This window comes from Hydrogenophaga electricum, from assembly GCF_030160815.1.
GTDB classification, from domain to species: Bacteria; Pseudomonadota; Gammaproteobacteria; order Burkholderiales; family Burkholderiaceae_C; genus Hydrogenophaga; species Hydrogenophaga electricum.
This window is the reverse complement of sequence record NZ_BSPB01000027.1, coordinates 1-21,825: the sequence shown is the minus strand read 5'-3', so window position 1 is coordinate 21,825 and position 21,825 is coordinate 1. Positions and strand designations below refer to the sequence as shown.

Below are 21,825 nucleotides of genomic sequence, written 5' to 3'. Positions count from 1 at the left end.
GCTGGGGATCGGAGCGTTCATGGGGCTTCCTTTCAGTTCATGACAAAACCGCCGTTGACCGGCAAAAGCTGGCCGGTGACGAAACCGGCCCCGCGCGTGAGCAGGAACAGCGCGGCGGTATTCACGTCATCGGGCACCTGGGCGCGCGTGATCGCACGGCCCTGCATGTAGTAGTCGTGCCGGGCCTGGGGCACGTATTCGGTGGCTTCCACCAGGGTCAGGCCCGGAGCGATGGCGTTGACGGTGGTGCCGTCGGCGCCCATCTCGCGCGCCAGCGACCGGGTCATTGCGATCACCGCGCCCTTGCTCGCGGCATAGGCCAGCAGGCGGGGCGCGCCCCACAGCGCGGTGTCGGAGGCGATGTTGACCACGCGACCGCTGCCGCTGGCCGCCAGGTGCGGGCGCGCCGCGGCGGTGACCAGCCAGGTGCCGCGCACGTTCACGTCCATCACCCGGTCCCAGGTGTCCACGGACAGCTCGTCCATGGTCTTGCCGCCGGAGTTGGTGATGGCGGCGTTGTTGATCAGGCCATCCAGCCCGCCCAGCGCCTGCGCGGCCGCGTCCACACCCGCGCGGATGCTGTCGCCGTCGAGCAGGTCCAGCGGCACATAGTGAGCGGCTTCACCCAGCTCGGCCGCGAGGGCCTGGCCGCGTTCGTGCAGCACGTCGCTGATGACCACGCGGGCGCCGGCGGCCACCAGGGCGCGCGCGAAGCTTTCGCCCAGGCCGCGGGCCGCGCCAGTGACCAGCACGCGCCGGTCGTCGAGTCGGATCTCGGGGGTCATGCTCATCAGTTCCGTTGTGCGCTGGGCAGGTAATGCAGCACGCGCTTTTCGGCCAGCACCACGGCGTAGTAGGCGACGATGCCGATCACGGTGAGCGCACCGATGATCACGAACACGGCGGCCGTGTTGCCCTGGCCTTCGAAGAAGGTCAGCAGGTAGCCCAGGCCCATGTTGCCGCCCACCAGCTCGCCCACCACGACCCCGATCACCGCCAGCGTGCTGGCAATGCGCAGGCCCGAAAACAGGGGCGGCAGCGTGGTCGGAAACTCGACCATGCGGAACACCTGAAAGCGCGTGGCCGAGAACGAGCGGGCCAGGTTGATCAGGTCGCCGTCCATGGCGCGCATGGCCGACAGCACGTTGATGAGCACCGGGAAGAACACGATCAGGATGGCCACCAGGATCTTGGGGTAGACCGTGTAGCCCAGCCACATCACGAACAGCGGCGCGAACGCCACCTTGGGCGCGATCTGCAGCGCCAGCAGATAGGGCGAGAGCACCGCCTCCACCCGGGGCGAGACGCCCAGCGCGTAGCCGATCATGGCGCCGAGCCAGGAGCCGAGGACGAAGCCCACCACCACTTCCAGGCTGGTGATGCCGGCGTGCCAGAGCAGGCGTTCGCCGTGCCAGATGCGCACCGCTTCTTCGCACACCCGCGAGAAGGGCGGCAGCACGAACTCGGGCATGCCCACCAGGCCCGGGCCGTATTCCCAGGCCAGCAGGAACACCACGAGCACGCCCAGGCTCCAGGCGGCGGTGATCAGTTTTTCATTTCGCACGTCAGACTCCGTCTCGGCTCTCGGGGCGTTCGCTCACTTGCCCACGAACTGGTTGGTGTAGAGCTCCTTCAGCGCGGTTTCCTTGGGCACCACGCCGTTGCTCACGTAGAACTTCTGCAGGTCACCCAGTCGGGCCTCGTCCATCGCGCCGGGCACCTTCTGGTTGGCGTACACGTACTTGTTGTAGAGCTCGAAGGCCTTCTGGATGCTGGCTTCCTTGCCCTTGTGCACGGTCACGTGCTGGGTGTAGACCTGCGCGGCGGCCTTGGGGTCGGCCATGATGTCCTTCATGCCCTTGAGCGTGGCGCGCACCAGCTTCTGGATCAGTTCCGGGTCCTTCTGGATCACTTCGTCAGACGCCAGGATGGCCTGGGCCATGCTCTTGAAATAGATGTCGGCCGGCAGGATGTCGACCTGCGCACCGGTGTCCATCACGTTCACCGTCCAGTCGGGTGTGCCGGCCATGGCGGAGGCCTTCTTGGCGGCAAACTGCTGCCACACCCCGGCCGGGCCGGCAGCCTGGATGTTCACGTCGTTCTTGGTCAGGCCGACCTTGCTGAGCATGCCCAGCAGCGCGTAGTAGGTGGTGTCGGTGTAGGCCAGCACGGTGACCGTCTTGCCCTTGAGTTCGCGCGGGCTTTCGATGTGTTCGTCCTTGTGGCTGACCAGTTGCATCAGCGAGCCGGCGCCCAGCACCGCCACGGCCTTGACCGGGATGCCCTGGGCGCGCGCGATGATGGGCGTGTCGCCGATGGCACCACCGATCACGGCGTTGCCGGCGCCAACCTGCTTGGCCACGTCCACGCCGCCCCGGGCGGTGACGAAACTGACCTTCAGGCCTTCTTTCTCGTAATAGCCCTTGGCTTGCGCCAGCATCCACGGACCGAAGGCCGGCAGCGTGCCGGGGGCGGGCAGCAGGTAGGTCACTTCGCGCAGCTGGGCCTGGGCGGCCAGCGGCGAAGCCACGGCGGCGGCGGCCAGCAGGGTCAGGCAGGTGCGGCGGGTGCCGTGGAAGGCGCGCGGGAACTTCATGGTCGGACTCCGGGAAAGGTGGGGTGGGAACGGAGAGGGGAGGGAGGGGGATTCAGTGCACGTCGGCGTTGGCGTCGAGCTTGAGCAGGTCCATCAGGCGCGCCACGTAGTCGCCCACGTCGGCGTGCTTGCGGCGCTGCATGGGGTTGTCGCGGTCCGGGATGTCGACCACGATCTCCTCGACGATGGTGCCGGGGCGCTCGCTCATCACCAGGATGCGGTCCGAGAGGGCCACGCCCTCGGCCAGATCGTGGGTGATGAACAGCACGGTCTTGCCGTTTTCCTTGACGGTGCGGGCCAGGTCCTGCTGCAGGATCATCTTGGTCTGGGCGTCCAGAGCGGAGAAGGGTTCGTCCATCAGCAGCACCAGCGGGTCGACCGCCAGCGTGCGGGCCATGGCGGCGCGCTGGCGCATGCCGCCCGAGAGCTGGTTGGGGTAATGGCCCTCGAAGCCTTTGAGGTGGCACTGGGCCAGCAGACGGGTCGAGATGACGCGCCGCTCGGCAGCCTTCACACCGCGCAGCTCCAGGCCGAATTCCACGTTCTGCGCGATGGTGCGCCAGGGCATCAGCAGGTCCTTCTGCAGCATGAAGGCCACGTGCATGTTCGGCCCGGCCACCACCTCGCCACCCACCTTCACCGTGCCCGCCGACGGTCTGGACAGGCCGGCGCCCATGTTCAGCAGCGTGCTCTTGCCACAGCCGGAAGGCCCGATGATGGAGACCACCTCGCCCTGTGCGATCGACAGGTTGACGTCGCGGGCGGCGAGCACGTCGGGCGCGCCGTTGCGGCCAGGGAAACGCTTGTCCACGCCGATGAACTCGATCGCGGGCACACGGGAAGCGGAGGCGGTGGAGGAAGCGTTCATGGCGGTGCGATTGGTTTACTAATGAAACGTTGATTCATTACGGAATCAATCGTAGTCCTGCCCTGTGACGCTGTGGGCAAATGCCGATCAAAAAACTGGGGTATTGGCGGACCGATCAGGTCCGGTAGGCCTCCAGGCCGAGGGTCACGACCGTGGCCACCTCGGGGCCGACGAGGGCGCGGAATTCGGCTTCCGCCTGGGCCACCGCCTGTCGGAAGGCCGCCAGCCACAGCAGGCCCGTGGCGGTGAAGACGATGCGGCGGGCGCGGGCGTCCAGCGGGTCGGGCTCGCGCCGCACCAGGCCCCAGGCTTCGCACTGGTCCACCAGGGTGCCCATGGCCTGTTTGCTCATGCCGGCACTGGCCGCAAGTTCGGTCAGGCGCGAGCCCTGCAAGGCCAGGTGGCGGGTGATGTGGATGTGCGCGGCGCCCACCTGCTGCCGCGCCGCCAGGTTCGACAGTGCCAGCGGCACATGCGGGTTGTGCGCCATCAGGTTCAGCACGCGTTCGTCGAAGCGCCGCAACGCTTCGCCCAGCAGCCGGCCCAGGTGGCTGGCGCGCCAGCGGTCGTCGAGTTCGGTCGGGCTGGGCTGCTCAATGCTCACGGTTCAAATGATAAGTCAAACTGACCAAAAATCCTGAAATCAAACAGGTATTCCTCGATAAACTCCTGTTCAAGCATCCAGCCTGTATGAAAAAACAAGCCACGGTGCCTCCCCATTTCAATCCCCGCACAGGAGCATTCCCATGGACGCAGCCGTGAAGAACAACGCCCTCAACAGCGAAAAGGCCAAGGCCTTGCAGGCCGCGCTGGCCCAGATCGAAAAGCAGTTCGGCAAGGGCACGATCATGAAGCTCGGCGAAGGCGAACAGATCGAGGACATCCAGGTCGTCTCCACCGGCTCGCTGGGCCTGGACATCGCGCTCGGCGTTGGCGGCCTACCGCGCGGCCGCGTGATCGAGATCTACGGCCCGGAATCGTCGGGCAAGACCACGCTGACGCTGCAGGTCATCGCCGAAATGCAGAAGCTCGGTGGCACCTGCGCCTTCGTCGACGCGGAACACGCGCTGGACGTGCAGTACGCCCAGAAGCTGGGGGTCGAGCTGCCGGAGCTGCTCATCAGCCAGCCCGACACCGGCGAGCAGGCGCTGGAAATCGTCGATTCGCTGGTGCGCTCCGGCGCGGTCGATCTGGTTGTCGTCGACTCGGTGGCCGCGCTCACGCCCAAGGCGGAAATCGAAGGCGAAATGGGCGATCAACTGCCCGGCCTGCAGGCGCGCCTGATGAGCCAGGCGCTGCGCAAGCTCACCGCTACCATCAAGAAGACCAACTGCACGGTGATCTTCATCAACCAGATCCGCATGAAGATCGGCGTGATGTTCGGCAGCCCCGAAACCACCACCGGGGGCAACGCGCTCAAGTTCTACGCCTCGGTGCGCCTGGACATCCGCCGCACCGGCACGATCAAGAAGGGCGAAGAGGCCATCGGTAACGAAACCAAGGTCAAGGTGGTCAAGAACAAGGTCGCGCCCCCGTTCAAGACGGCCGAATTCGACATCCTGTTCGGGGAAGGCATCAGCCGCGAGGGCGAGATCCTGGACCTCGGGGTGGTGCACAAGGCGATCGAAAAATCCGGCGCCTGGTACGCCTACGGTGGCGAGAAGATCGGCCAGGGTCGCGACAACGCGCGCGAGTTCCTCAAAGAGAACCCGGACCTGCGCGTGGAAATCGAGAACAAGGTGCGTGAAGCGCTGGGTGTGCCGCTGCTGCCGGTCGATGGGGCGCCCGAAGAGGCGGCGCCAGCCAAGGGCCGCAAGGGCAAGGCGGCTGCTGACACCGAGGCGGCCGAATAAGGCCACCCGTGGGTTTCGAGACGCTTTCGCTCAAGGGCCGCGCACTGCGGCTGCTGGCCGGCCGCGAACATTCGCGCGCCGAGCTGGAGAAAAAGCTGGCGGCCCACGAAGTCGAGGAAGGCGAACTGCAGCGGGCGCTGGACGAGTTGGAGGCCAAAGGCTTCATCAACGAGCAGCGCGTGGTCGACTCGGTGCTGCACCGCCGTGCTGCGCGTCTGGGGGCTGGCCGTGTCAAGCAGGAATTGCAGGCCAAAGGCATCGGTGCCGAAGCGGTGGCCGAGGCGGTGGAGGCGCTGCGCGCCACCGAGGTGGCGCGTGCCCGCGAAGTCTGGCGCAAGAAGTTCGGCGAAGCGGCGGCCGACACCGCGGGGCGTGCCCGGCAGATGCGCTTCCTGGCCTCGCGCGGTTTTGGCACCGAAGCGATCCGCCGCGTCGTGACGGGCGGCGACGAGGACTGATCGGCGGGCGGGTCGGGCGATGAGCCCGATCCGAGGCTGGCACCGCCGGCATTGGCCGGCAGGGCCCTGCTCTCTGAAGGCGAGCGGCGACTGGTGCCGGGTTAAAGCCCGAGCATGAGCTGCAGGTTCTGCACCGCCGCACCGCTGGCGCCCTTGCCCAGGTTGTCCAGGCGGGCGATCAGCACCGCGTGGCGGTGGATTTCGTTGGCGAAGACGCGCAACTCCAGCTGGTTGGTGTCGTTGAGCGCCGTGGCGTCCAGCTTGCCGCTGTCGGTGGCGGGTTCCACGCTCACCCAGCCGCCTTCGGCGCGGCTGGGGGCGTAATGCGCCACCAGGGCATCGTGCAGGTCGCTCGCTTTGGGGCGACCGGGCAGCTCGTCCAGATGCAGGGGCAATTGCACCAGCATGCCCTGGCGGAAGTTGCCAACGGCCGGCGTGAACAGCGGGCGGCGTTGCATGCCGGTGTAGCGCATGATCTCTGGCAGATGTTTGTGGGTCAGGCCGAGCGCATAGGCTTCGTGCAGCGGGGCCTCGCCTTTTTCATAGGCTTCGATCATGCTGCGGCCGCCGCCCGAATAACCGCTGACCGAAGGCAGCGCCACGGGAAAGTCCGGGGGCAGCAGACCGGCGTCGACCAAGGGGCGCAACAGGGCAATGGCACCGGTGGCGTAACACCCCGGATTGGCAACGCGCTCGGCGGCCTGCACGGCGGCCTTCTGGCCGGCATGCAATTCGGGGAACCCGTAGGTCCAGCCGTCGGCGCAGCGGTGGGCGGTGGACGCATCGATGATGCGTGGCCGCCGGCCATCGAGGCTGTCGATCATGGCCACCGATTCGATGGCGGCGTCGTCATGCAGGCACAGCACGACCAGATCCGCCTGTGCCATGAGTTCGCGCTTGGCTTCAGGGTCCTTGCGACGGGCGGGATCGATGCTCAGCAGCTGGACGGTGGGCATCTGCTGCAACCGTTCGCGGATCTGCAGGCCGGTGGTGCCGGCTTCGCCGTCGATGAATACCTGGGCCATGGGGAAACAACCTTGTCAGTTGGGGTTCAGGGAGGCTTTTATAATTATGTATTACGCACGAAGGCGCGCGTGTGCAAGGTCACGCTCACCGGATTGGTGCGTCGCACCATGATACATTCACCGGTTGCTGTGTCCAGAGCCTGCGCACCGGCCTCGTCCCCTTCGGGCCGGCAATAAAAACCCCTTCAGTCTGAGAGAGACCTCATGAAGATTCACGAATACCAAGGCAAGGAAATCTTGCGTCAGTTCGGTGTGCCGGTGCCGCGCGGCATTCCCGCGTTCACGGTGCAAGAAGCCGTGGAAGCCGCCCAGAAGCTGGGTGGTCCGGTCTGGGTGGTGAAGGCCCAGATCCATGCCGGTGGCCGCGGCAAGGGCGGTGGCGTGAAAGTGGCGAAGACGATCGATGACGTCAAGGCGCGCGCCAGCGACATCCTGGGCATGCAACTGGTCACGCACCAGACCGGCCCCGAAGGCCAGAAGGTCCGCCGCCTCTACATTGAAGATGGCGCCGACATCAAGAACGAGCTGTATGTGTCGCTGGTCACCGACCGCGCGACGCAGAAGGTGGCCCTGATCGCGTCCAGCGAAGGCGGCATGGACATCGAGGAAGTGGCCCATTCCACGCCCGAAAAGATCGTCACCGAGATGATCGATCCGCTGACCGGCATCACCGAAGCGCAGTCGCGCAAGGTCGCTGCGGCCATCGGTCTGACCGGCGCTTCCGTGGACCAGGCGGTGGACATCTTCGCCAAGATCTACAAGTGCTACATGGACACCGACGCGTCGCTGGTGGAAATCAACCCGCTGAATTGCGATTCCAAGGGCAACCTGATGGCTCTGGACGCGAAGTTCAACTTCGACGCCAACGCGCTGTTCCGCCATCCCGAAATCGTGGCCTTCCGCGATCTGGACGAAGAAGACCCGGCTGAAATCGAGGCCTCCAAGTTCGATCTGGCCTACATCAGCCTGGACGGCAACATCGGCTGCCTGGTCAACGGCGCTGGCCTGGCCATGGCCACCATGGACACGATCAAGCTGTTCGGCGGCGAGCCGGCCAACTTCCTCGACGTGGGCGGCGGCGCCACCCCCGAGAAGGTCACCGAAGCCTTCAAGATCATGCTGAAGAACCCCAAGGTCGAAGGCATCCTGGTGAACATCTTCGGCGGCATCATGAAGTGCGACACCATCGCCACCGGCGTGATCACCGCCTGCAAGGCCGTGAACCTGAACGTGCCGCTGGTCGTGCGCATGAAGGGCACGAACGAAGAGCTGGGCAAGAAGATGCTGGCCGAATCCGGCCTGCCCATCATCGCTGCCGACACCATGGCCGAAGCCGCGACGAAGATCGTCGCCGCCGTCAAGTAAGCCCGGAGAACACTCATGTCGATCTACATCAACAAAGACACCAAGGTCATCACCCAAGGCATCACGGGCAAGACCGGCCAGTTCCACACCGAAAAGTGCCAGGAATACGCGAACGGCAAGAACTGCTTCGTGGCTGGCGTGAACCCCAAGAAGGCGGGCGAGTCGATCTTCAATATCCCGATCTACGCCTCCGTCAAGGAAGCTGCCCAGCAGACCGGCGCCACCGTGTCGGTGATCTACGTGCCGCCCGCAGGCGCCGCTGACGCGATCTGGGAAGCTGTCGAAGCCGACCTCGACATGGCGATCTGTATCACCGAAGGCATTCCGGTCAAGGACATGCTGATGGTGCGCAACAAGATGAAGGCCAAGGAAGCTGCCGGCGGCAAGAAGACCTTGCTGCTGGGCCCCAACTGCCCCGGCCTGATCACGCCTGACGAGATCAAGATCGGCATCATGCCCGGTCACATCCACCGCAAGGGCCGCATCGGCGTGGTCTCGCGCTCCGGCACGCTGACCTATGAAGCCGTGGCCATGCTGACCGAAGTCGGCCTGGGCCAGTCGAGCGCTGTGGGCATTGGTGGCGACCCCATCAACGGCCTCAAGCACATCGACGTGATGAAGGCCTTCAACGACGATCCAGACACCGACGCCGTCATCATGATCGGTGAGATCGGTGGTCCGGACGAAGCCGACGCTGCCCAATGGTGCAAGGCCAACATGAAGAAGCCGATCGTCGGCTTCATCGCTGGCGTCACCGCCCCTCCCGGCAAGCGCATGGGCCACGCCGGCGCGCTGATCTCCGGGGGTGCGGACACCGCCGATGCCAAGCTCGCCATCATGGAAGAGTGTGGCTTCGTCGTGACGCGCAACCCGTCCGAGCTGGGCAAGCTGCTCAAGGCCCAGCTGTAAGCAGCTACACCACGGGTACCCGTCTCGAAGGGGCAGCGCGCGAGCGCTGCCCCTTTTTCCTTTGACACCAGGCTTCGGACCGTCTGGCGGTTTGCCGGTATGGCCGGCGGTGCGGGAGACGCGGTGTCGCCCACAATGCCTGCCCGCCTGGGCTGAATTTTTGGGGCAGGCGGCCGATGAGACTTGTTGTGACTGTTTTTAACCAATCTGCGCGCCGGTAGATGCTGCCTTGAGCCCTCGTCCCCTGCCACGATCCCGCAAGATGGCCCGATCGACCTACTGGCGATCGGGCTCTTTTGTCGCGCTCGTGATCGTGGTGGTGGTGACGCTGCTGCATGTGAGTACCGACCTGATCGACGGTCTGGAACGCCGGCTCTACGACCTGGGCAGCACCCACACGGGACGCACGCCGAGCGACCGCATTGCCGTCATCGCGATCGACAACCGCAGCATCGAGAACGTGGGGCGCTGGCCTTGGCCGCGTGATCTGCACGCGCAGATGATCGACCTGCTGGTGGGGGGGGGCGCCAAAACGATTGCCCACACCGCCTTCTTTTTCGACCCGCAGATCGCCGAGGGGTTGCCGTCGCTGCGGGGTTTGCGGGAAATGATCCAGGGCAATGCGCCGGCCGATCTCGGGCCGGTGGCCAAGGAATGGCTGACCCGCTACATCAATGAACGCGAGACGGCACTCGACCGGGATGAGCGGCTGGCGGCCAGCATCCGGTCGGCGGGCAATGTGGTGCTGCCTGCGTTTTTCCTGCTGGGAGAGCCCGAAGGGCCGCCGGATGCTCCGCTGGCCGCCTATGGCCAGCGTCATGCGCTCAGCGACACCCAGGGCTGGGGCCTGCCCGCAATCGCGGCCCAAATGCCTTTGGGGGCCTTCGGCGAGCCGGCGACTGGCATCGGGCATCTGAACCAGTGGCTGGATTCCGATGGCGTGCTGCGGCAGGAACCTTTGCTGATCCATTTCGACGGCTACGCCATGCCTTCCATGGCGCTGGTGACCGCGGCCCGGAGCCTGAATCTTGGCACCGCCGACCTGGGGTTCGAGCCGGGGGTCGGGGTGCGCCTGGGCCGGCGGCTGATTCCGACGGACGATCGGGCCATGGTGCTGCCCCAGTTCTATCCGGATCGGAACGGGCACCCAGCATTCAGCGAGGACTCGTTTTTCGACGTGCTGAGCGGGCAGATTCCGGCCAGCAAGTACGCCGGCAAGATTGTCATCATCGGCGCGACGGCCGCTGGCGTGGGGACGGTGTTCAGCTCCCCCATCTCACCCGCCATGGCTCCGGCCAGCATCCTGGCACACGTCACGTCCAGCATTCTGCAGAACCATTTCATCGAGGTGCCTGCCTGGGCGGGTGGTATGGAGGGCGGTGTCTTTTTGCTGATCGCTGTCTATCTGGTGGCGGTGCTTCCCCGCTGGGGCGCTGCACGCGGGGCCTGGGTGTCCGGGGGGCTCTTTGTGGGGCTGCTTGGTCTGGAATATGGCCTGCTGGCCTGGCAGGCGGTCTGGCTCCAGATGGTGCTGCCGGCCCTGTTGCTGCTGTTCGGCTACCTGGCGTTGACCACGCGCCGGTATCTGGTCACCGAAACCCGCACCCGCCGTGCCGACGCCGAGTCGGCCGAAACCAACCGGCAGATGGGGCTGGCGTTGCTGGGGCAGGGGCAGCCTGATCAGGCCTTCGACCGCTTCCGACGCGTGCCGCACAGCGACGCGCTGATGGCCAACCTGTCCCAATTGGCCCTCGACTTCGAGCGCCGCCGCCAGTTCGGCAAGGCGCAGTCGGTGTACGAGCACATGCTCGGGCTGGAGCCCGGGGATTCGGCGACCCAGGAGCGGCTGGAGCGGGTGCGCCGGCTGGACGACAGCCTGATGCTGGGCACGCAGGTGGCTCACCCCGGAGGCAATCTGGTGCTGGATACCGCAGGCCTGGAAAAGCCGATGCTGGGTCGATACCGCATCGAAAAAGCGCTGGGCAAAGGGGCGATGGGCGTGGTCTATCAAGGGCAGGACCCCACGATTGGCCGGGTCGTCGCGATCAAGACCCTGGCGTTGTCTGCCGAGTTTGAAGGCCCGGAACTGCAGGCGGTGCGGGAGCGATTCTTCCGCGAAGCGGAAACAGCAGGCCGGTTGCAGCACCCGCACATCGTGACGATTTTCGACGCTGGCGAGGAGCACGACCTGGCTTACATCGCCATGGAATTCCTGCGTGGTCACGATCTCACGGCGCATACCCGCCCCGGGCGGCTGTTGCCCGCTGCCGAAGTGTTGCGCATCGGGCAGGTCGTGGCGCTGGCGCTGGACCATGCGCATGAGCAGCAGGTGGTGCACCGCGACGTCAAGCCAGGCAATGTCATGTACGACCCGGCGAGCGGCGGGGTCAAAGTCACCGATTTCGGCATCGCGCGCGTCACCGGCTCCAGCCGGACCAAAACGGGCGTGGTGCTGGGCACGCCCAGCTTCATGTCGCCCGAGCAGCTCGCGGGGCGCCGGATCGATGGCCGGTCCGATCTCTATTCGCTGGGCGTGATGCTGTTCCAGATGCTGACGGGGTCTTTGCCATTCCAGGCCGATTCGATGGCTGCGCTGATGTACCAGATTGCCAACCAGCCCGCGCCGGACCTGTCGAGCCTGCGCCCCGACCTGCCGCCCGGGTTGGGCCAACTGCTGGCCGCCGTGCTGGCCAAGGACCCCGCGTTGCGCCCTCAGCGGGGGCGCGACCTGGCGGAAGCACTGGCCCGCTGGGCGGCTTCCGTGGCACCAGAGGCGCCCGCTGCAGCAGAGCAGCCTGGCAATGCCCTGGCAACGGAAGCCTTGCCGGGAGCAGCGTCACCGACACAAACCGCAGTACAAACACAGGTCTGGGTACGGACCGAATCCGATATCCGGCTATAAAGCCGTCATCATGAACTTTGCCTATTACAGCCAGACCGATCCGGGTCTTGTCCGGGAGAACAACGAAGATTGTGTGTCCACCGACGCCGACAATCACGTGGTGGTGCTGGCCGATGGCATGGGGGGCTACAACGCGGGTGAAGTGGCCAGCGCCATGGCCACTTCGTTCATTCGTACCGAACTGGGCCGCTGGATTGCCGAAGGCGGGCATGAGGCCACCGCCCGCGAACTGCGCCGGGCCATGGAAATCTGTACCGACAATGCCAACCGGTCCATCTTCAATGCCGCCAACTCGGAGGCGCAGTACGCCGGCATGGGGACCACGCTGGTGATGGGGGTGTTCCAGCCCACCCGGGCCATGATCGGCCATGTGGGCGATTCGCGCTGCTACCGCTTGCGCGGGGAGACGCTGCAGCAACTGACGCGCGACCATTCGCTGTTGCAGGAGCAGATTGACGCCGGCCTGATTTCGCCCGAACTGGCGCAATTCGCCACCCACAAGAACCTCGTGACCCGGGCTTTGGGGGTCGAAGACACAGTGTTGCTGGAAGTCAACGAATTCCGGCTGGAAGTGGACGACGTCTACCTGTTTTGCTCGGATGGTCTCACCGACATGGTGCCGGATGACGCCATCGCAGCGATACTTTTGGAAACAGGCTCGCTCGAAGAGCGCGGCCGGGCCCTGGTCGAGGCGGCCAACGAAGCGGGGGGGCGTGACAACATTTCGGTCATACTGGTGCATTCGACGGCCAGGATGGTCCGACGTGGCCTGCTTTCGCGTATGCTGGGAAATGGCTAGGTCTTTAGAATTAACTGAATGGGTCACAGGAGTCGGCCATGCCGAAAATGATCGTTTCTATCGATGGTGTCGTCATCAAGGAAGTGCAACTCACCAAGGACCGCACGACTCTGGGCCGCCGTCCCTACAACGACATCGTCATTGACAACCTCGCGGTCAGCGGTGAACACGCTGTGCTGCAGATGTCGGGCGCCGACGTGTTTCTGGAAGACCTCAACAGCACCAACGGGACCTACGTCAACGGCAAAGCCATCAAGAAGCAGCAACTGCAAAATGGCGATACCGTCGAAATTGGCAAGTACAAGATCAAGTTCGTGCACGACGGCGCATCGGACAACTACGAAAAGACCATGGTCATCCAGGGTGGGGCCGTGGTGGGCGGCGCGGAGTCTCCCGCACCCGTGGGCAATGCCGCGATCAAGGTCATGTCCGGTGCGGCAGCCGGGCGTGAAGTGCCGCTGGTCAAGGTGGTGACCACCATCGGCAAACCGGGCGTGGCGGTGGCTGCGATTACCCGGCGCCCTCAGGGCTACGTGGTGGCCCTGGTCGAAGGGGCGACCAAGCCCACGGTCAACGGCAACCCGATCGGGACCGATGCCATCCAGCTGCGCCATGGCGACCTGATCGAGCTGGCTGGTACGCAGATGCAGTTCATCCAGTCCTGACCCCATTGCCGGGTGCACGCCGCCCGGTGGCGGTTTCCCCGCCAACCATGCAACTGCTACGCCGGCACGGCGCCCGCATCGGCGTCACGTTCATACCCTTGCTGTTGGCGGTGCTGCACGTGGTCGGGGTGTTGCCCATGCCGGTACTGCAGCGGCTGGACGAAATTTTCTATGACACCCGGCTGCGGCTGACCATGTCGCAAACGCTCGACGAGCGCATCGTCATTGTCGACATCGACGAAAAAAGCCTGGCCGATGAAGGCCGCTGGCCTTGGCCGCGCGACCGCGTCGCACGGCTGGTGGATGTGCTCTTCGAGCAGCAAGGCATTGCCCTGCTGGGGTTCGACACGGTTTTTGCGGAGCCCGACGAGAGCTCCGGCTTGCAGCAGTTGCAACGTCTGGCGGAGGGGCCGCTGGCGCAGCAACCCGGCTTCGCCCAGCAGGTGGAAGCACTGCGCAGCGAACTGGATCGCGATGCCCGTCTGGCAGCGGCCCTGCGCGACCGGCCCGCCGTGCTGGGCTACTACTTCACCAGCGATCGTGGTGGGCGCACCAGCGGTGTCCTGCCGACCCCGGTGATGGATGCTGCGGCGTTGCAGGGGCGCAGGGCCCTGTTCACCCAGTGGGATGGTTACGGCGCCAACATCGCGCCGCTGACGGCCGCGGCAGGGAGCGCGGGGTTTTTCAACGCGATCACCGATGCCGATGGGGTGGTGCGCTCCATGCCTTTGCTGGCCGACTACCAGGGGCGCTACTACGAGTCGCTGGCGCTGGCCATGTTCCGGCAGTTGCTTCAGTGGCCAGCGGTGATGCCGGGCTTCCCGCCCGAGCGCTTTCTTTCGTCCGACTACCTGGCGCTCAAGAGCGTGCGCCTGGTCAAGAACGGTCGGCATCTGGACATCCCGGTCGACCAGCGGGTGGCGGCCTTGGTGCCTTTTCGAGGGAGCGGAGGCCCCGAAGGGGGCTCGTACCGCTATGTGTCGGCCACGGACCTGCTCAATGGGCGCCTGGCCCCAGGCGAGTTGCGCGGGCGCATCGTGTTGCTGGGGACCACCGCCCCCGGTCTCATGGACTTGCGCGTGACGCCCGTGGGCGAGGCCTACCCCGGCGTCGAAACGCATGCCAACCTGCTCAGCGCGCTGCTGGACGGGGACCTCAAGGTCCGGCCCGACTACGCCACCGGCTTCGAGTTGGTGCAACTGCTGCTGGTGGGCGTGCTGCTGGCGGTGGTGTTGCCCCTGCTGTCGGCCGCGAGGGCGGCGTGGCTCAGTGTCTCGGTGCTGCTGGTGCTGGTCGCGCTGAATACGCTGTTCTACACCGCCAGCGGACTGGTGCTGCCCCTGGCGACCACGCTGGTGATGGCCGCCTTCGCCGTGGCGCTGAACATGAGCTACGGCTACCTCATCGAAACCCGCGCCAAGCGGGAACTGGCCCAACTGTTCGGTACCTACGTGCCCCCCGAACTGGTCGACGAGATGGTCAAGGACCCTGACAGCTACAGCATGGCTGCCAGCACGCGCGAAATGACGGTCATGTTCTGCGACATGCGGGGCTTTACCCAGATTGCCGAAGGCATGGACCCGCTGCGTCTGCAGGCGCTGCTCAATGGGGTCTTCAGCCGCCTGTCGCAGGTCATCCGGGCCCACCAGGGCACGATCGACAAATACATGGGCGATTGCGTCATGGCCTTCTGGGGGGCGCCGGTCGACATGCCCGACCATGCGCGGCGCGCCACCGAAGCCGCGCTGGACATGCTGCGCGCCATCGACGACATCAATGCCCGGCATGCCCAGGCTGGCCTGCCACTGATCGGCGTGGGGGTGGGGCTGAACACGGGCGCCATGTGCGTGGGCGACATGGGCTCGGACCTGCGCCGCAGCTACACCGTGATCGGCGATGCGGTCAATCTGGCCGCGCGGCTCGAAAGCCTGTCGCGCGAGTACGGGGTTGCCATCGTGGCCAGCGAAGCGACGCAGGCGCAGGTACAGGGCCTGTGCTGGCAACCCATCGACTTCGTTCGTGTCAAAGGCAAGGCCCTCGCGGTGAACATCTGGACCCCACTGTGCGTGGCTGACGCCGTCACCCCCGCGCTGCGGGAAGAACTTCGACTCTGGTCAGATTTTCAGCAGGCGTGGCGTGCGCGCGACTGGATCGCCTGTGAAACGGCCCTGGAACGCCTGCAGCGCTTGAACGAGAAAAAAGTCCTTTACCGGCTCTGGGCCGACCGGGTAGCCTCTGCACGGATCAGCCCTCCCGACACGGATTGGGATGGCATCACGACGTTCGTCACCAAGTAGGTGACAAACACACCGGAACGCCCGGCCATGTGGCCCGGGTGTGTGGGGGAATACACAGGTCGATTGATGAGGGTCAAAGTTCTCGGATGCTCGGGCGCCATTGCCCAAGGCTGCCGCACCACGTCATTTCTGCTCGACGACGACGTGCTCGTTGACGCCGGCACGGGCGTGGGGGATCTGGCCCTGGACGACATGCTGCGCATTCGCCATGTGCTGCTCACGCACTCGCACCTGGACCATGTGGCCAGCCTGCCGCTGATGCTCGATGCTGTGGCGTCGCGCCGCCTGGCCGCCGGACTGGGGCCGCTGCAGGTGCACGCCCTGCCCGCAACGATTGCGGCCCTGGAGGCGCACGTCTTCAACAACGTCATCTGGCCCAACTTCGCGGTCATTCCCAATGCACAGGCGCCGCTCATGCGCTTCGTGCCCATTCAGGTCGGGCAGACTTTCACCGTGGCTGGCAAAACCGTGGAGGCGCTGCCGGCCGTGCACACCGTGCCCGCTGTCGGCTACGCGGTGGCAGCGCCGCAAGGGCACTGGGTGTTCAGTGGCGACACCGAACGCAACCCCGCTTTCTGGGCGAGGGTGAACGACCTGCCGGTGGCCATGCTCGTGATCGAAACCGCCTTCAGCGACCGCGAGCGCGACCTGGCGCGACGCAGCCTGCACCTGGCCCCCAGCACGCTGGCCGCCGAACTCGACCAGATCGCCCGCCGCAACGCCTACCCAATCTACATCACCCACACCAAGCCGGCCGAAACCGGGCTGATCATGGAAGAAATCGCCCGCTTCGACGCCATGCCTGATGGTGACAGCGAAGCCCGGCACGACATCCGCTGGCTGGCGGCCGGCATGAGCTTTGAGCTTTGAGCTTTGAGCTTTGAGCTTTGAGCTTTGAGCTTTGAGCTTTGAGCTTTGAGTCGCGCAGAAGTGGGCTTGTGTGCCTGAGCCTTCCGCTTCTGGCTCCTGATTACCCCATCGCATCCAGCAGCACCCGACCGCGCCGTCGTTCCCGCGCAGGCGGGATCCCAGGGGCGAGGTCCTGTGCCCCTGGGGGCCTGGGCACGTATGCCCAATCCGAGGCCTCGGGAGTGACAAAACCGGTCTCCGCAAAGAGGGCTGACAAAAAATGTCACCCTGCTTGAGCCGGCTGAGCGTCACAAAGTGTCACCCTCGCGCGTGAAGCGTGAAAAAGACCGCAAAAACAGACTCACTTCGTGCTGGCACGGCATCTGCATCAGTCCTCCCGTCTACTTTCCAACCCTCTCCAAGGAGTTATCCATGAAGCGTTCCCTGCAACAGGGTTTCACCCTGATCGAACTGATGATCGTGGTGGCCATCATCGGTATTCTGGCTGCCGTGGCGCTGCCGGCCTATCAGGACTACACCAAGCGAGCGAAGGTGTCCGAAGTGATCTTGGCCGCCTCTGCTTGCCGTACGGCTGTTACAGAAACCGCTCAATCTACCGCGACCCTGCCTGGCGCTAACGGCTATGGCTGCGAGTCTTCTACGGCTGTTTCGCAGTATGTGGCTAGCGTGGCGACCTCCGCTGCTGGTGTGATCACTGTGACTGCCCAGGGGATTGCCACTGACGTCGATGGCCAAACCATTGTTTTGACTCCTTATGCCGGCGCTACTGGTACTACGGCTATTACTGCTGGCTCGGGTGTTGGTCAATGGGTTTGTAGCGGTACGATTCCTCAGAAGTATCGCCCTGCAACATGCCGCGGCTGATGAGCTGACCTTGCAAAAAAAAAGGCGCCTTATGGCGCCTTTTTTTTTGGAGGACGGCTGTTTCAAGTGGAGTTTAAATGAGGCGTGAAGGTGTTGTTTGAGTATGCATTGATCCATGCGGGTGTTTGTTCGGTGGTGTTCTTGGTCGCCTACTTTTTTGTGGGCTCTAGGTGGCTTTGGTATACAGCTGCAGGCCTGTTCGCGCTGAATATTATTTGGGTGGCTGCTTATTTTCTGATTAATTCCATTACTGGAAATGGCTTCAATGAAGCTGTTCTTTATTATATTCTCAACGCCTCGTGGAAGGATGTGATTCTGCTGACGGCGTATGATGAAGTTCTCTATGCTGTGCCGGTTATTGTGTTGGTGTTGGGTTTATTTTTTTATGGCGTGATCAGGGCTAGATTGCCAAAATTTTTGCCTGCTTCGGTTGGCATGCAACTATTTCTGGTTTTTGGGGGGGCAGCAATGGGGGGTATCATGTCCCCATTGACCGAGGAGGTGTCTCTGACGGCAACCTCTGCGGGTATGAATAAAATTGATCATATCGATCTTCCGAATTTTCTTGCTGCTAACAGTGTTCCGGAGAGGCTGAGCGGGTCAAAGAAAAATCTCATAGTCATTTATTCTGAATCTTTGGAGTGGGCATTTTTTGACGAGAGTCTCTTTCCTGGTTTGATGCCTAAATTGAATGCTTTGAGTGCACAAGGGGTTGTCTTTGAAGGTATTCAACAGGCCCCAATGTCAGAGTGGACTATTGCAGGAATGATTGCAACGCAATGTGGTGTTCCTCTCTCATCGCATCGGTTGAGGAATGAGTCAAATGATTTTGGTAAATTTGCCGGTGGCTATAACTGTTTGTCTGATTATTTGGGAAAGCAGGGTTTTTGGCGTGTCTATATGGGAGGGGCGAGCAGTGATTTTGCTGGCAAAGGGCGCTATTATGAAACGATGAATTTTGAGGAGATTTTTGGCCTTGAAAAATTGTCAAATCCTAATTCGCCTCTGTCAAAATGGGGGATTTATGATGACGAACTTTTGCCCTTGGTGCGACAGAAAATCGGAGCGCTTCGGGCATCGAGTCATCTTCCGTTTGCGTTGGTTACATTGACGCTGGATAGTCATCCCCCAGAAGGTTTTGCTTCACCTGCTTGTAAGCTTCGGGGTGTTCGTTACGGTCGAGGTGATGTCGAGCATTTGAATGCGCTGCGATGCACTGATGAGATTTTGGGCGATTTTCTGGAGCAAATAGTTCGTGACAACATTCATGATTCGACCATTGTGCTGCTGTCGGACCACCTGATGATGAATAGCCAGGCGCGCGAGGCACTGAGCCAGAATTCTGCGCCGCGCCGCAATAGAATGGTGATATGGGATAAGGCCTTGACCCCACGAACGGTGGGTCGGACGGCCAGTCAATTTGACGTAGCACCCACTATTCTCCAGGTGTTACTGGGTCGCTCATATCAGGTGGGTTTCGGGTCTTCCATTTTGGATTCCCAGCCTAATTTGTCCGAGCGCTATGGGAGTCGTGTTTTCGATGAGTCTGTGTACGCGTGGCGCACAGATTCTTGGAAAAAATGGTGAGAGAAGCTTACGCTCTTTTGAGAGCAAGTTTGGTTATTGGAGAGTGGTGGGTGTTTGTGGGAGAGGTACAGGATGGATGTTTCTCACCACCTCATGCACAAACCCCAATTTCTCCAATACCGGTGTCGACAGCGCAAACGGATAGGCGTCGTCCTGTCCCAGACTGCGGTTGAGGCTGTTGAGCACGAGTGAAGTGGCCATACCCTGGCTGAGCAACTCGGTGAAGGCCGTTGGTGACGTTTGTGCGTCTCCGGGTGCGTAGGGATCCTGGCACCGGGTGATGACCGCTTCGCCTGGGCCTTGCAGGCTGAACTGCATCTGGAAGTGGGCGGCGGTTTCCAGCAGGTCCATCAGGTGCAGGTAGTGGGCCCAGGTTTCGGCCCAGTCTTCCCATGGGTGCATGGTGGCGTAGCTGCTGACGTGGTGCGCGGGCCAGTCGGCGGGTGGGCCGGAGGTGTAGTGGCGTTGCAGGGCCTGGCCGTAGTCGGTGCGTTCGTAGCCGAACAATTGGCGAAACTGCTCCAGGGCGGGGGAATTGTTCGGGAAGAACAGGTCCCAATAAAAGTGGCCCACTTCGTGCCGCAGGTGGCCGAGCAGGGTGCGGTAGGGCTCGTGCAGGTGGGTGCGCCGGCGGGTGCGCTCGGTGTCGTCGGCTTCAGCGATGTTGAGGGTGATGAGGCCGTTGGCGTGGCCGGTCATCACGGGCTCTTCGCCGGGCACGTCTTCACGGAATTCGTAGACCGGGGTCGGTAGCGGAGCGTCGCTGGAGCGGGCGTTTTCCAGGCCGAGTTTGGCGAGGGTGTAGTACAGCCGCCGTTTGGCGTGTTCGATGGTGGCCCAGCGCTGGCGGTTGCCGGGGACTTCGAGGTTGGGGATGACGCGGGTCTGCCGGCACGAGACGCAGTAGCCGTCGGGATCGTCGGCCGCGACGAGGAAGTTGCAGGCCTGGTGGTCGGCGTGGTTGCGGCAGAAGCGCCAGGGGCCGTCGATGTCTCCCCCTTCTTCGGGACCCACAGCCCGCAGGCTGAGCACCTCAGGGTCGAAGCCCAGCGCGTGGCGGCAGGTCACGCAGACCAGATCGTTGAAGAACACCAGGCTGCCGCATTGGGTGCACTGGAAGGTTTTCATGGCAACGCCCTCCCGGGTGGCAGACGTTTATTCGGCCACAAAATGCCCGCTCTTGCCACCGTGTTTTTCCAGCAGCCGCACGTGTTGCAGCGTCATGCCCCGGTCGGCGGCCTTGCACATGTCGTAGATCGTCAGCAGGGCCACGCTGCAGGCGGTCAGGGCCTCCATTTCAACGCCGGTCGGGCCGGTGCACTCGGCCCGGGCCAGGCAGCGCACGGCCGGGGTGTCGGGTTCGAGCTCAAAGTCCACGGTCACGCGGGTGAGCGCGATCGGATGGCACAGCGGAATCAGGTCGCTGGTGCGCTTGGCACCCTGGATGCCGGCGATCCGGGCGATGCCCAGTACGTCGCCCTTGCGGGCATGGCCCTCGCGGATGAGCGCCAGTGTGGCGGGCTGCATGGTGATGCGGCCTTCGGCAATGGCCACCCGGTGCGTGGCCGCCTTGGCGGCAATGTCTACCATGTGGGCTTGGCCCTGGGCATCGAAATGCGTCAGGGGGCTGTGGGCAGGCTGGTCGGTCGGAGGAGTCGGGGTGTCGGGCATGTCAGGCAAACTTTGCATGGGATTTACAGAAACCCTGGGCGCTTGGCGGCATCATACGAAGATGCTTGTCCCTGCAGCCTCTTCCGTGCGCGCCGTGTCGCTGGCCGCTGCCCTGTGCGCCCTGGTGCTGACCGCTTCCCTGTCGCCATCGGCGCCCGCCCAGGCGCAAAGCACCCCACCAGGGCGGGCGGGCTCGTCGCTGCCTTCGCTGGGCGACGGCTCGGACATGGGGCTGAGCGAAGAACGCCGACTGGGCGACAGCATCGCGCGCAGCATCTACCGCGATCCGGACTATCTGGACGATGCGGTGCTGGTGGATTACCTCGATTCGCTGTGGCAGCCCTTGTTGGTGGCGGCGCGCAAGCGGGGTGAGCTGTCGCCCGAACTGGACGAGCGCCTGGCCTGGGAGCTGATGCTGTCCAACACCAAGCAGGTCAACGCCTTTGCCCTGCCAGGGGGGTATCTGGGGGTGGAGCTGGGCCTGGTGGCCGTGACCGACACCCCTGAAGAGCTGGCCAGTGTGCTGGCGCACGAGTTTTCGCACGTGGCGCAGCGGCACATTGCGCGCATGCTCAGCCGCCAGTCACAGCAGGCGCCCTGGATCCTGGGCGCCATGATTCTGGGCGCGCTGGCGGCCAGCGCCAGCTCCAACGTGGACGTGGCCAACGCGGCGATCATGGGTGGGCAGGCCATGGCGGTGCAGAACCAGCTCAACTTCTCGCGCGACATGGAGCGCGAGGCCGACCGGGTGGGTTTTGGCGTGCTCACCGACGCGGGCTTCGACGGGCACGGTTTCGTTTCGATGTTCGACAAGCTGCAGCAGGTGTCGCGGCTGAATGACGACGGCTCCTATCCCTACCTGCGCAGCCACCCGCTGAGCACCGAACGCATGGCCGACATGCGCGCGCGGTTGCCGGCCGGGGCTGCCAGCACGCCGCTCGGGCCGCGCAAGTCGGCGGTGGCCGCCTCTGAGGCGGTGGCGGTGCACGCCTACGCCTCGGCGCGCGCGCGGGTGCTGTCGGAAAAGGCGCCGGAGCGCTGGCGCGTCTGGTGGCAGGCTGGCCAGGTGCCGCAGGCCACGCCCGCCGAGCGTTAT

At 64.0% G+C, this 21,825-nt stretch carries 20 protein-coding genes; 12 read left to right on the top strand and 8 right to left on the bottom strand.

What is annotated here, in order from left to right:
• Positions 1-32: 32 nt before the first annotated feature.
• From QQK43_RS15075 to QQK43_RS15055, 5 genes are all read right to left on the bottom strand, one after another.
• Positions 33-794, bottom strand: coding sequence for an SDR family oxidoreductase (locus QQK43_RS15075; RefSeq protein WP_370465285.1), 762 nt, complete (start codon positions 792-794; stop codon positions 33-35).
• Positions 791-1,564: an ABC transporter permease gene (locus QQK43_RS15070; RefSeq protein WP_234264237.1), complete on the bottom strand. Its 774-nt coding sequence runs from the start codon at positions 1,562-1,564 to the stop codon at positions 791-793. Before QQK43_RS15070 ends, QQK43_RS15075 begins: the two co-directional genes overlap by 4 nt.
• Positions 1,565-1,597: 33 nt before the next feature.
• Positions 1,598-2,596: an ABC transporter substrate-binding protein gene (locus tag QQK43_RS15065; protein WP_284308383.1), complete on the bottom strand. Its 999-nt coding sequence runs from the start codon at positions 2,594-2,596 to the stop codon at positions 1,598-1,600.
• A 52-nt stretch (positions 2,597-2,648) separates the two neighbouring features.
• Positions 2,649-3,464, bottom strand: coding sequence for an ABC transporter ATP-binding protein (locus QQK43_RS15060; RefSeq protein ID WP_284308382.1), 816 nt, complete (start codon positions 3,462-3,464; stop codon positions 2,649-2,651).
• 115 nt (positions 3,465-3,579) lie between these two features.
• The gene (locus tag QQK43_RS15055) at positions 3,580-4,068 is read right to left on the bottom strand and encodes a MarR family winged helix-turn-helix transcriptional regulator (RefSeq protein ID WP_284308380.1); all 489 of its coding nucleotides are present in this window, start codon (positions 4,066-4,068) and stop codon (positions 3,580-3,582) included.
• A gap of 142 nt (positions 4,069-4,210) precedes the next feature.
• On the opposite strand from QQK43_RS15055, the gene recA reads away from it, so the two are divergent.
• Together recA and recX are read left to right on the top strand one after the other, a co-directional pair.
• Positions 4,211-5,317, top strand: coding sequence for a recombinase RecA (recA, locus tag QQK43_RS15050; protein WP_234264233.1), 1,107 nt, complete (start codon positions 4,211-4,213; stop codon positions 5,315-5,317).
• Positions 5,318-5,325: 8 nt separating this feature from the next.
• The gene (gene recX / locus QQK43_RS15045; RefSeq protein ID WP_284308378.1) at positions 5,326-5,775 is read left to right on the top strand and encodes a recombination regulator RecX; all 450 of its coding nucleotides are present in this window, start codon (positions 5,326-5,328) and stop codon (positions 5,773-5,775) included.
• A 101-nt stretch (positions 5,776-5,876) separates the two neighbouring features.
• Here recX and argC read toward each other — a convergent pair whose 3' ends face one another.
• The gene (gene argC / locus QQK43_RS15040; protein WP_284308377.1) at positions 5,877-6,800 is read right to left on the bottom strand and encodes an N-acetyl-gamma-glutamyl-phosphate reductase; all 924 of its coding nucleotides are present in this window, start codon (positions 6,798-6,800) and stop codon (positions 5,877-5,879) included.
• A 204-nt stretch (positions 6,801-7,004) separates the two neighbouring features.
• Here argC and sucC point away from each other — a divergent pair, with 204 nt between their 5' ends.
• From sucC to QQK43_RS14995, 9 genes are all read left to right on the top strand, one after another.
• Positions 7,005-8,165 (top strand): ADP-forming succinate--CoA ligase subunit beta, encoded by a 1,161-nt coding sequence (gene sucC / locus QQK43_RS15035; RefSeq protein ID WP_234264230.1) that lies wholly within the window; start codon positions 7,005-7,007, stop codon positions 8,163-8,165.
• Between the two features lie 15 nt (positions 8,166-8,180).
• A complete protein-coding gene (gene sucD / locus QQK43_RS15030) occupies positions 8,181-9,074 on the top strand; it encodes a succinate--CoA ligase subunit alpha (RefSeq protein ID WP_234264229.1) in 894 nt (297 codons plus the stop codon).
• Between the two features lie 262 nt (positions 9,075-9,336).
• Complete coding sequence (locus QQK43_RS15025) at positions 9,337-11,976, top strand: CHASE2 domain-containing serine/threonine-protein kinase (protein ID WP_284308376.1); 2,640 nt, start codon at positions 9,337-9,339, stop codon at positions 11,974-11,976.
• A 10-nt stretch (positions 11,977-11,986) separates the two neighbouring features.
• Positions 11,987-12,775 carry a Stp1/IreP family PP2C-type Ser/Thr phosphatase gene (locus QQK43_RS15020; protein WP_234264227.1) on the top strand — a complete coding sequence of 263 codons (789 nt, stop codon included), beginning with the start codon at positions 11,987-11,989 and terminating at the stop codon, positions 12,773-12,775.
• Positions 12,776-12,813: 38 nt separating this feature from the next.
• Entirely contained in the window at positions 12,814-13,440 is a 627-nt protein-coding gene (locus QQK43_RS15015) for an FHA domain-containing protein (protein WP_234264226.1), read from the top strand.
• Positions 13,441-13,487: 47 nt separating this feature from the next.
• Complete coding sequence (locus tag QQK43_RS15010; RefSeq protein ID WP_284308374.1) at positions 13,488-15,737, top strand: CHASE2 domain-containing protein; 2,250 nt, start codon at positions 13,488-13,490, stop codon at positions 15,735-15,737.
• A 66-nt stretch (positions 15,738-15,803) separates the two neighbouring features.
• A complete protein-coding gene (locus tag QQK43_RS15005) occupies positions 15,804-16,607 on the top strand; it encodes a 3',5'-cyclic-nucleotide phosphodiesterase (RefSeq protein ID WP_284308373.1) in 804 nt (267 codons plus the stop codon).
• A 411-nt stretch (positions 16,608-17,018) separates the two neighbouring features.
• On the top strand, positions 17,019-17,471 hold the full coding sequence (locus QQK43_RS15000) for a pilin (protein WP_284308372.1): 453 nt from the start codon (positions 17,019-17,021) through the stop codon (positions 17,469-17,471).
• Positions 17,472-17,555: 84 nt separating this feature from the next.
• Complete coding sequence (locus QQK43_RS14995; protein WP_284308371.1) at positions 17,556-19,058, top strand: sulfatase-like hydrolase/transferase; 1,503 nt, start codon at positions 17,556-17,558, stop codon at positions 19,056-19,058.
• A 33-nt stretch (positions 19,059-19,091) separates the two neighbouring features.
• On the opposite strand, the gene QQK43_RS14990 is transcribed toward QQK43_RS14995, so the two are convergent.
• Entirely contained in the window at positions 19,092-20,186 is a 1,095-nt protein-coding gene (locus QQK43_RS14990; protein ID WP_284308369.1) for a zinc-binding metallopeptidase family protein, read from the bottom strand.
• A 27-nt stretch (positions 20,187-20,213) separates the two neighbouring features.
• Complete coding sequence (moaC, locus tag QQK43_RS14985; RefSeq protein ID WP_370465284.1) at positions 20,214-20,747, bottom strand: cyclic pyranopterin monophosphate synthase MoaC; 534 nt, start codon at positions 20,745-20,747, stop codon at positions 20,214-20,216.
• 43 nt (positions 20,748-20,790) lie between these two features.
• On the opposite strand from moaC, the gene QQK43_RS14980 reads away from it, so the two are divergent.
• On the top strand, positions 20,791-21,825 hold a 1,035-nt coding region (locus tag QQK43_RS14980), incomplete at its 3' end, for a M48 family metallopeptidase (RefSeq protein ID WP_370465283.1).

Bases quoted from the DNA above. Each gene is read 5' to 3' on its own strand.
- QQK43_RS15005 (WP_284308373.1), top strand. From the start codon at position 15,804: ATGAGGGTCAAAGTTCTCGGATGCTCGGGCGCCATTGCCCAAGGCTGC.
- sucD (WP_234264229.1), top strand. From the start codon at position 8,181: ATGTCGATCTACATCAACAAAGACACCAAGGTCATCACCCAAGGCATC.
- QQK43_RS15065 (WP_284308383.1), bottom strand. From the start codon at position 2,596: ATGAAGTTCCCGCGCGCCTTCCACGGCACCCGCCGCACCTGCCTGACC.
- recA (WP_234264233.1), top strand. From the start codon at position 4,211: ATGGACGCAGCCGTGAAGAACAACGCCCTCAACAGCGAAAAGGCCAAG.
- QQK43_RS15015 (WP_234264226.1), top strand. From the start codon at position 12,814: ATGCCGAAAATGATCGTTTCTATCGATGGTGTCGTCATCAAGGAAGTG.
- argC (WP_284308377.1), bottom strand. From the start codon at position 6,800: ATGGCCCAGGTATTCATCGACGGCGAAGCCGGCACCACCGGCCTGCAG.
- sucC (WP_234264230.1), top strand. From the start codon at position 7,005: ATGAAGATTCACGAATACCAAGGCAAGGAAATCTTGCGTCAGTTCGGT.
- QQK43_RS15020 (WP_234264227.1), top strand. From the start codon at position 11,987: ATGAACTTTGCCTATTACAGCCAGACCGATCCGGGTCTTGTCCGGGAG.
- QQK43_RS15025 (WP_284308376.1), top strand. From the start codon at position 9,337: ATGGCCCGATCGACCTACTGGCGATCGGGCTCTTTTGTCGCGCTCGTG.
- QQK43_RS15060 (WP_284308382.1), bottom strand. From the start codon at position 3,464: ATGAACGCTTCCTCCACCGCCTCCGCTTCCCGTGTGCCCGCGATCGAG.
- QQK43_RS15010 (WP_284308374.1), top strand. From the start codon at position 13,488: ATGCAACTGCTACGCCGGCACGGCGCCCGCATCGGCGTCACGTTCATA.
- QQK43_RS14990 (WP_284308369.1), bottom strand. From the start codon at position 20,186: ATGAAAACCTTCCAGTGCACCCAATGCGGCAGCCTGGTGTTCTTCAAC.
- QQK43_RS15000 (WP_284308372.1), top strand. From the start codon at position 17,019: ATGAAGCGTTCCCTGCAACAGGGTTTCACCCTGATCGAACTGATGATC.
- moaC (WP_370465284.1), bottom strand. From the start codon at position 20,747: ATGCAAAGTTTGCCTGACATGCCCGACACCCCGACTCCTCCGACCGAC.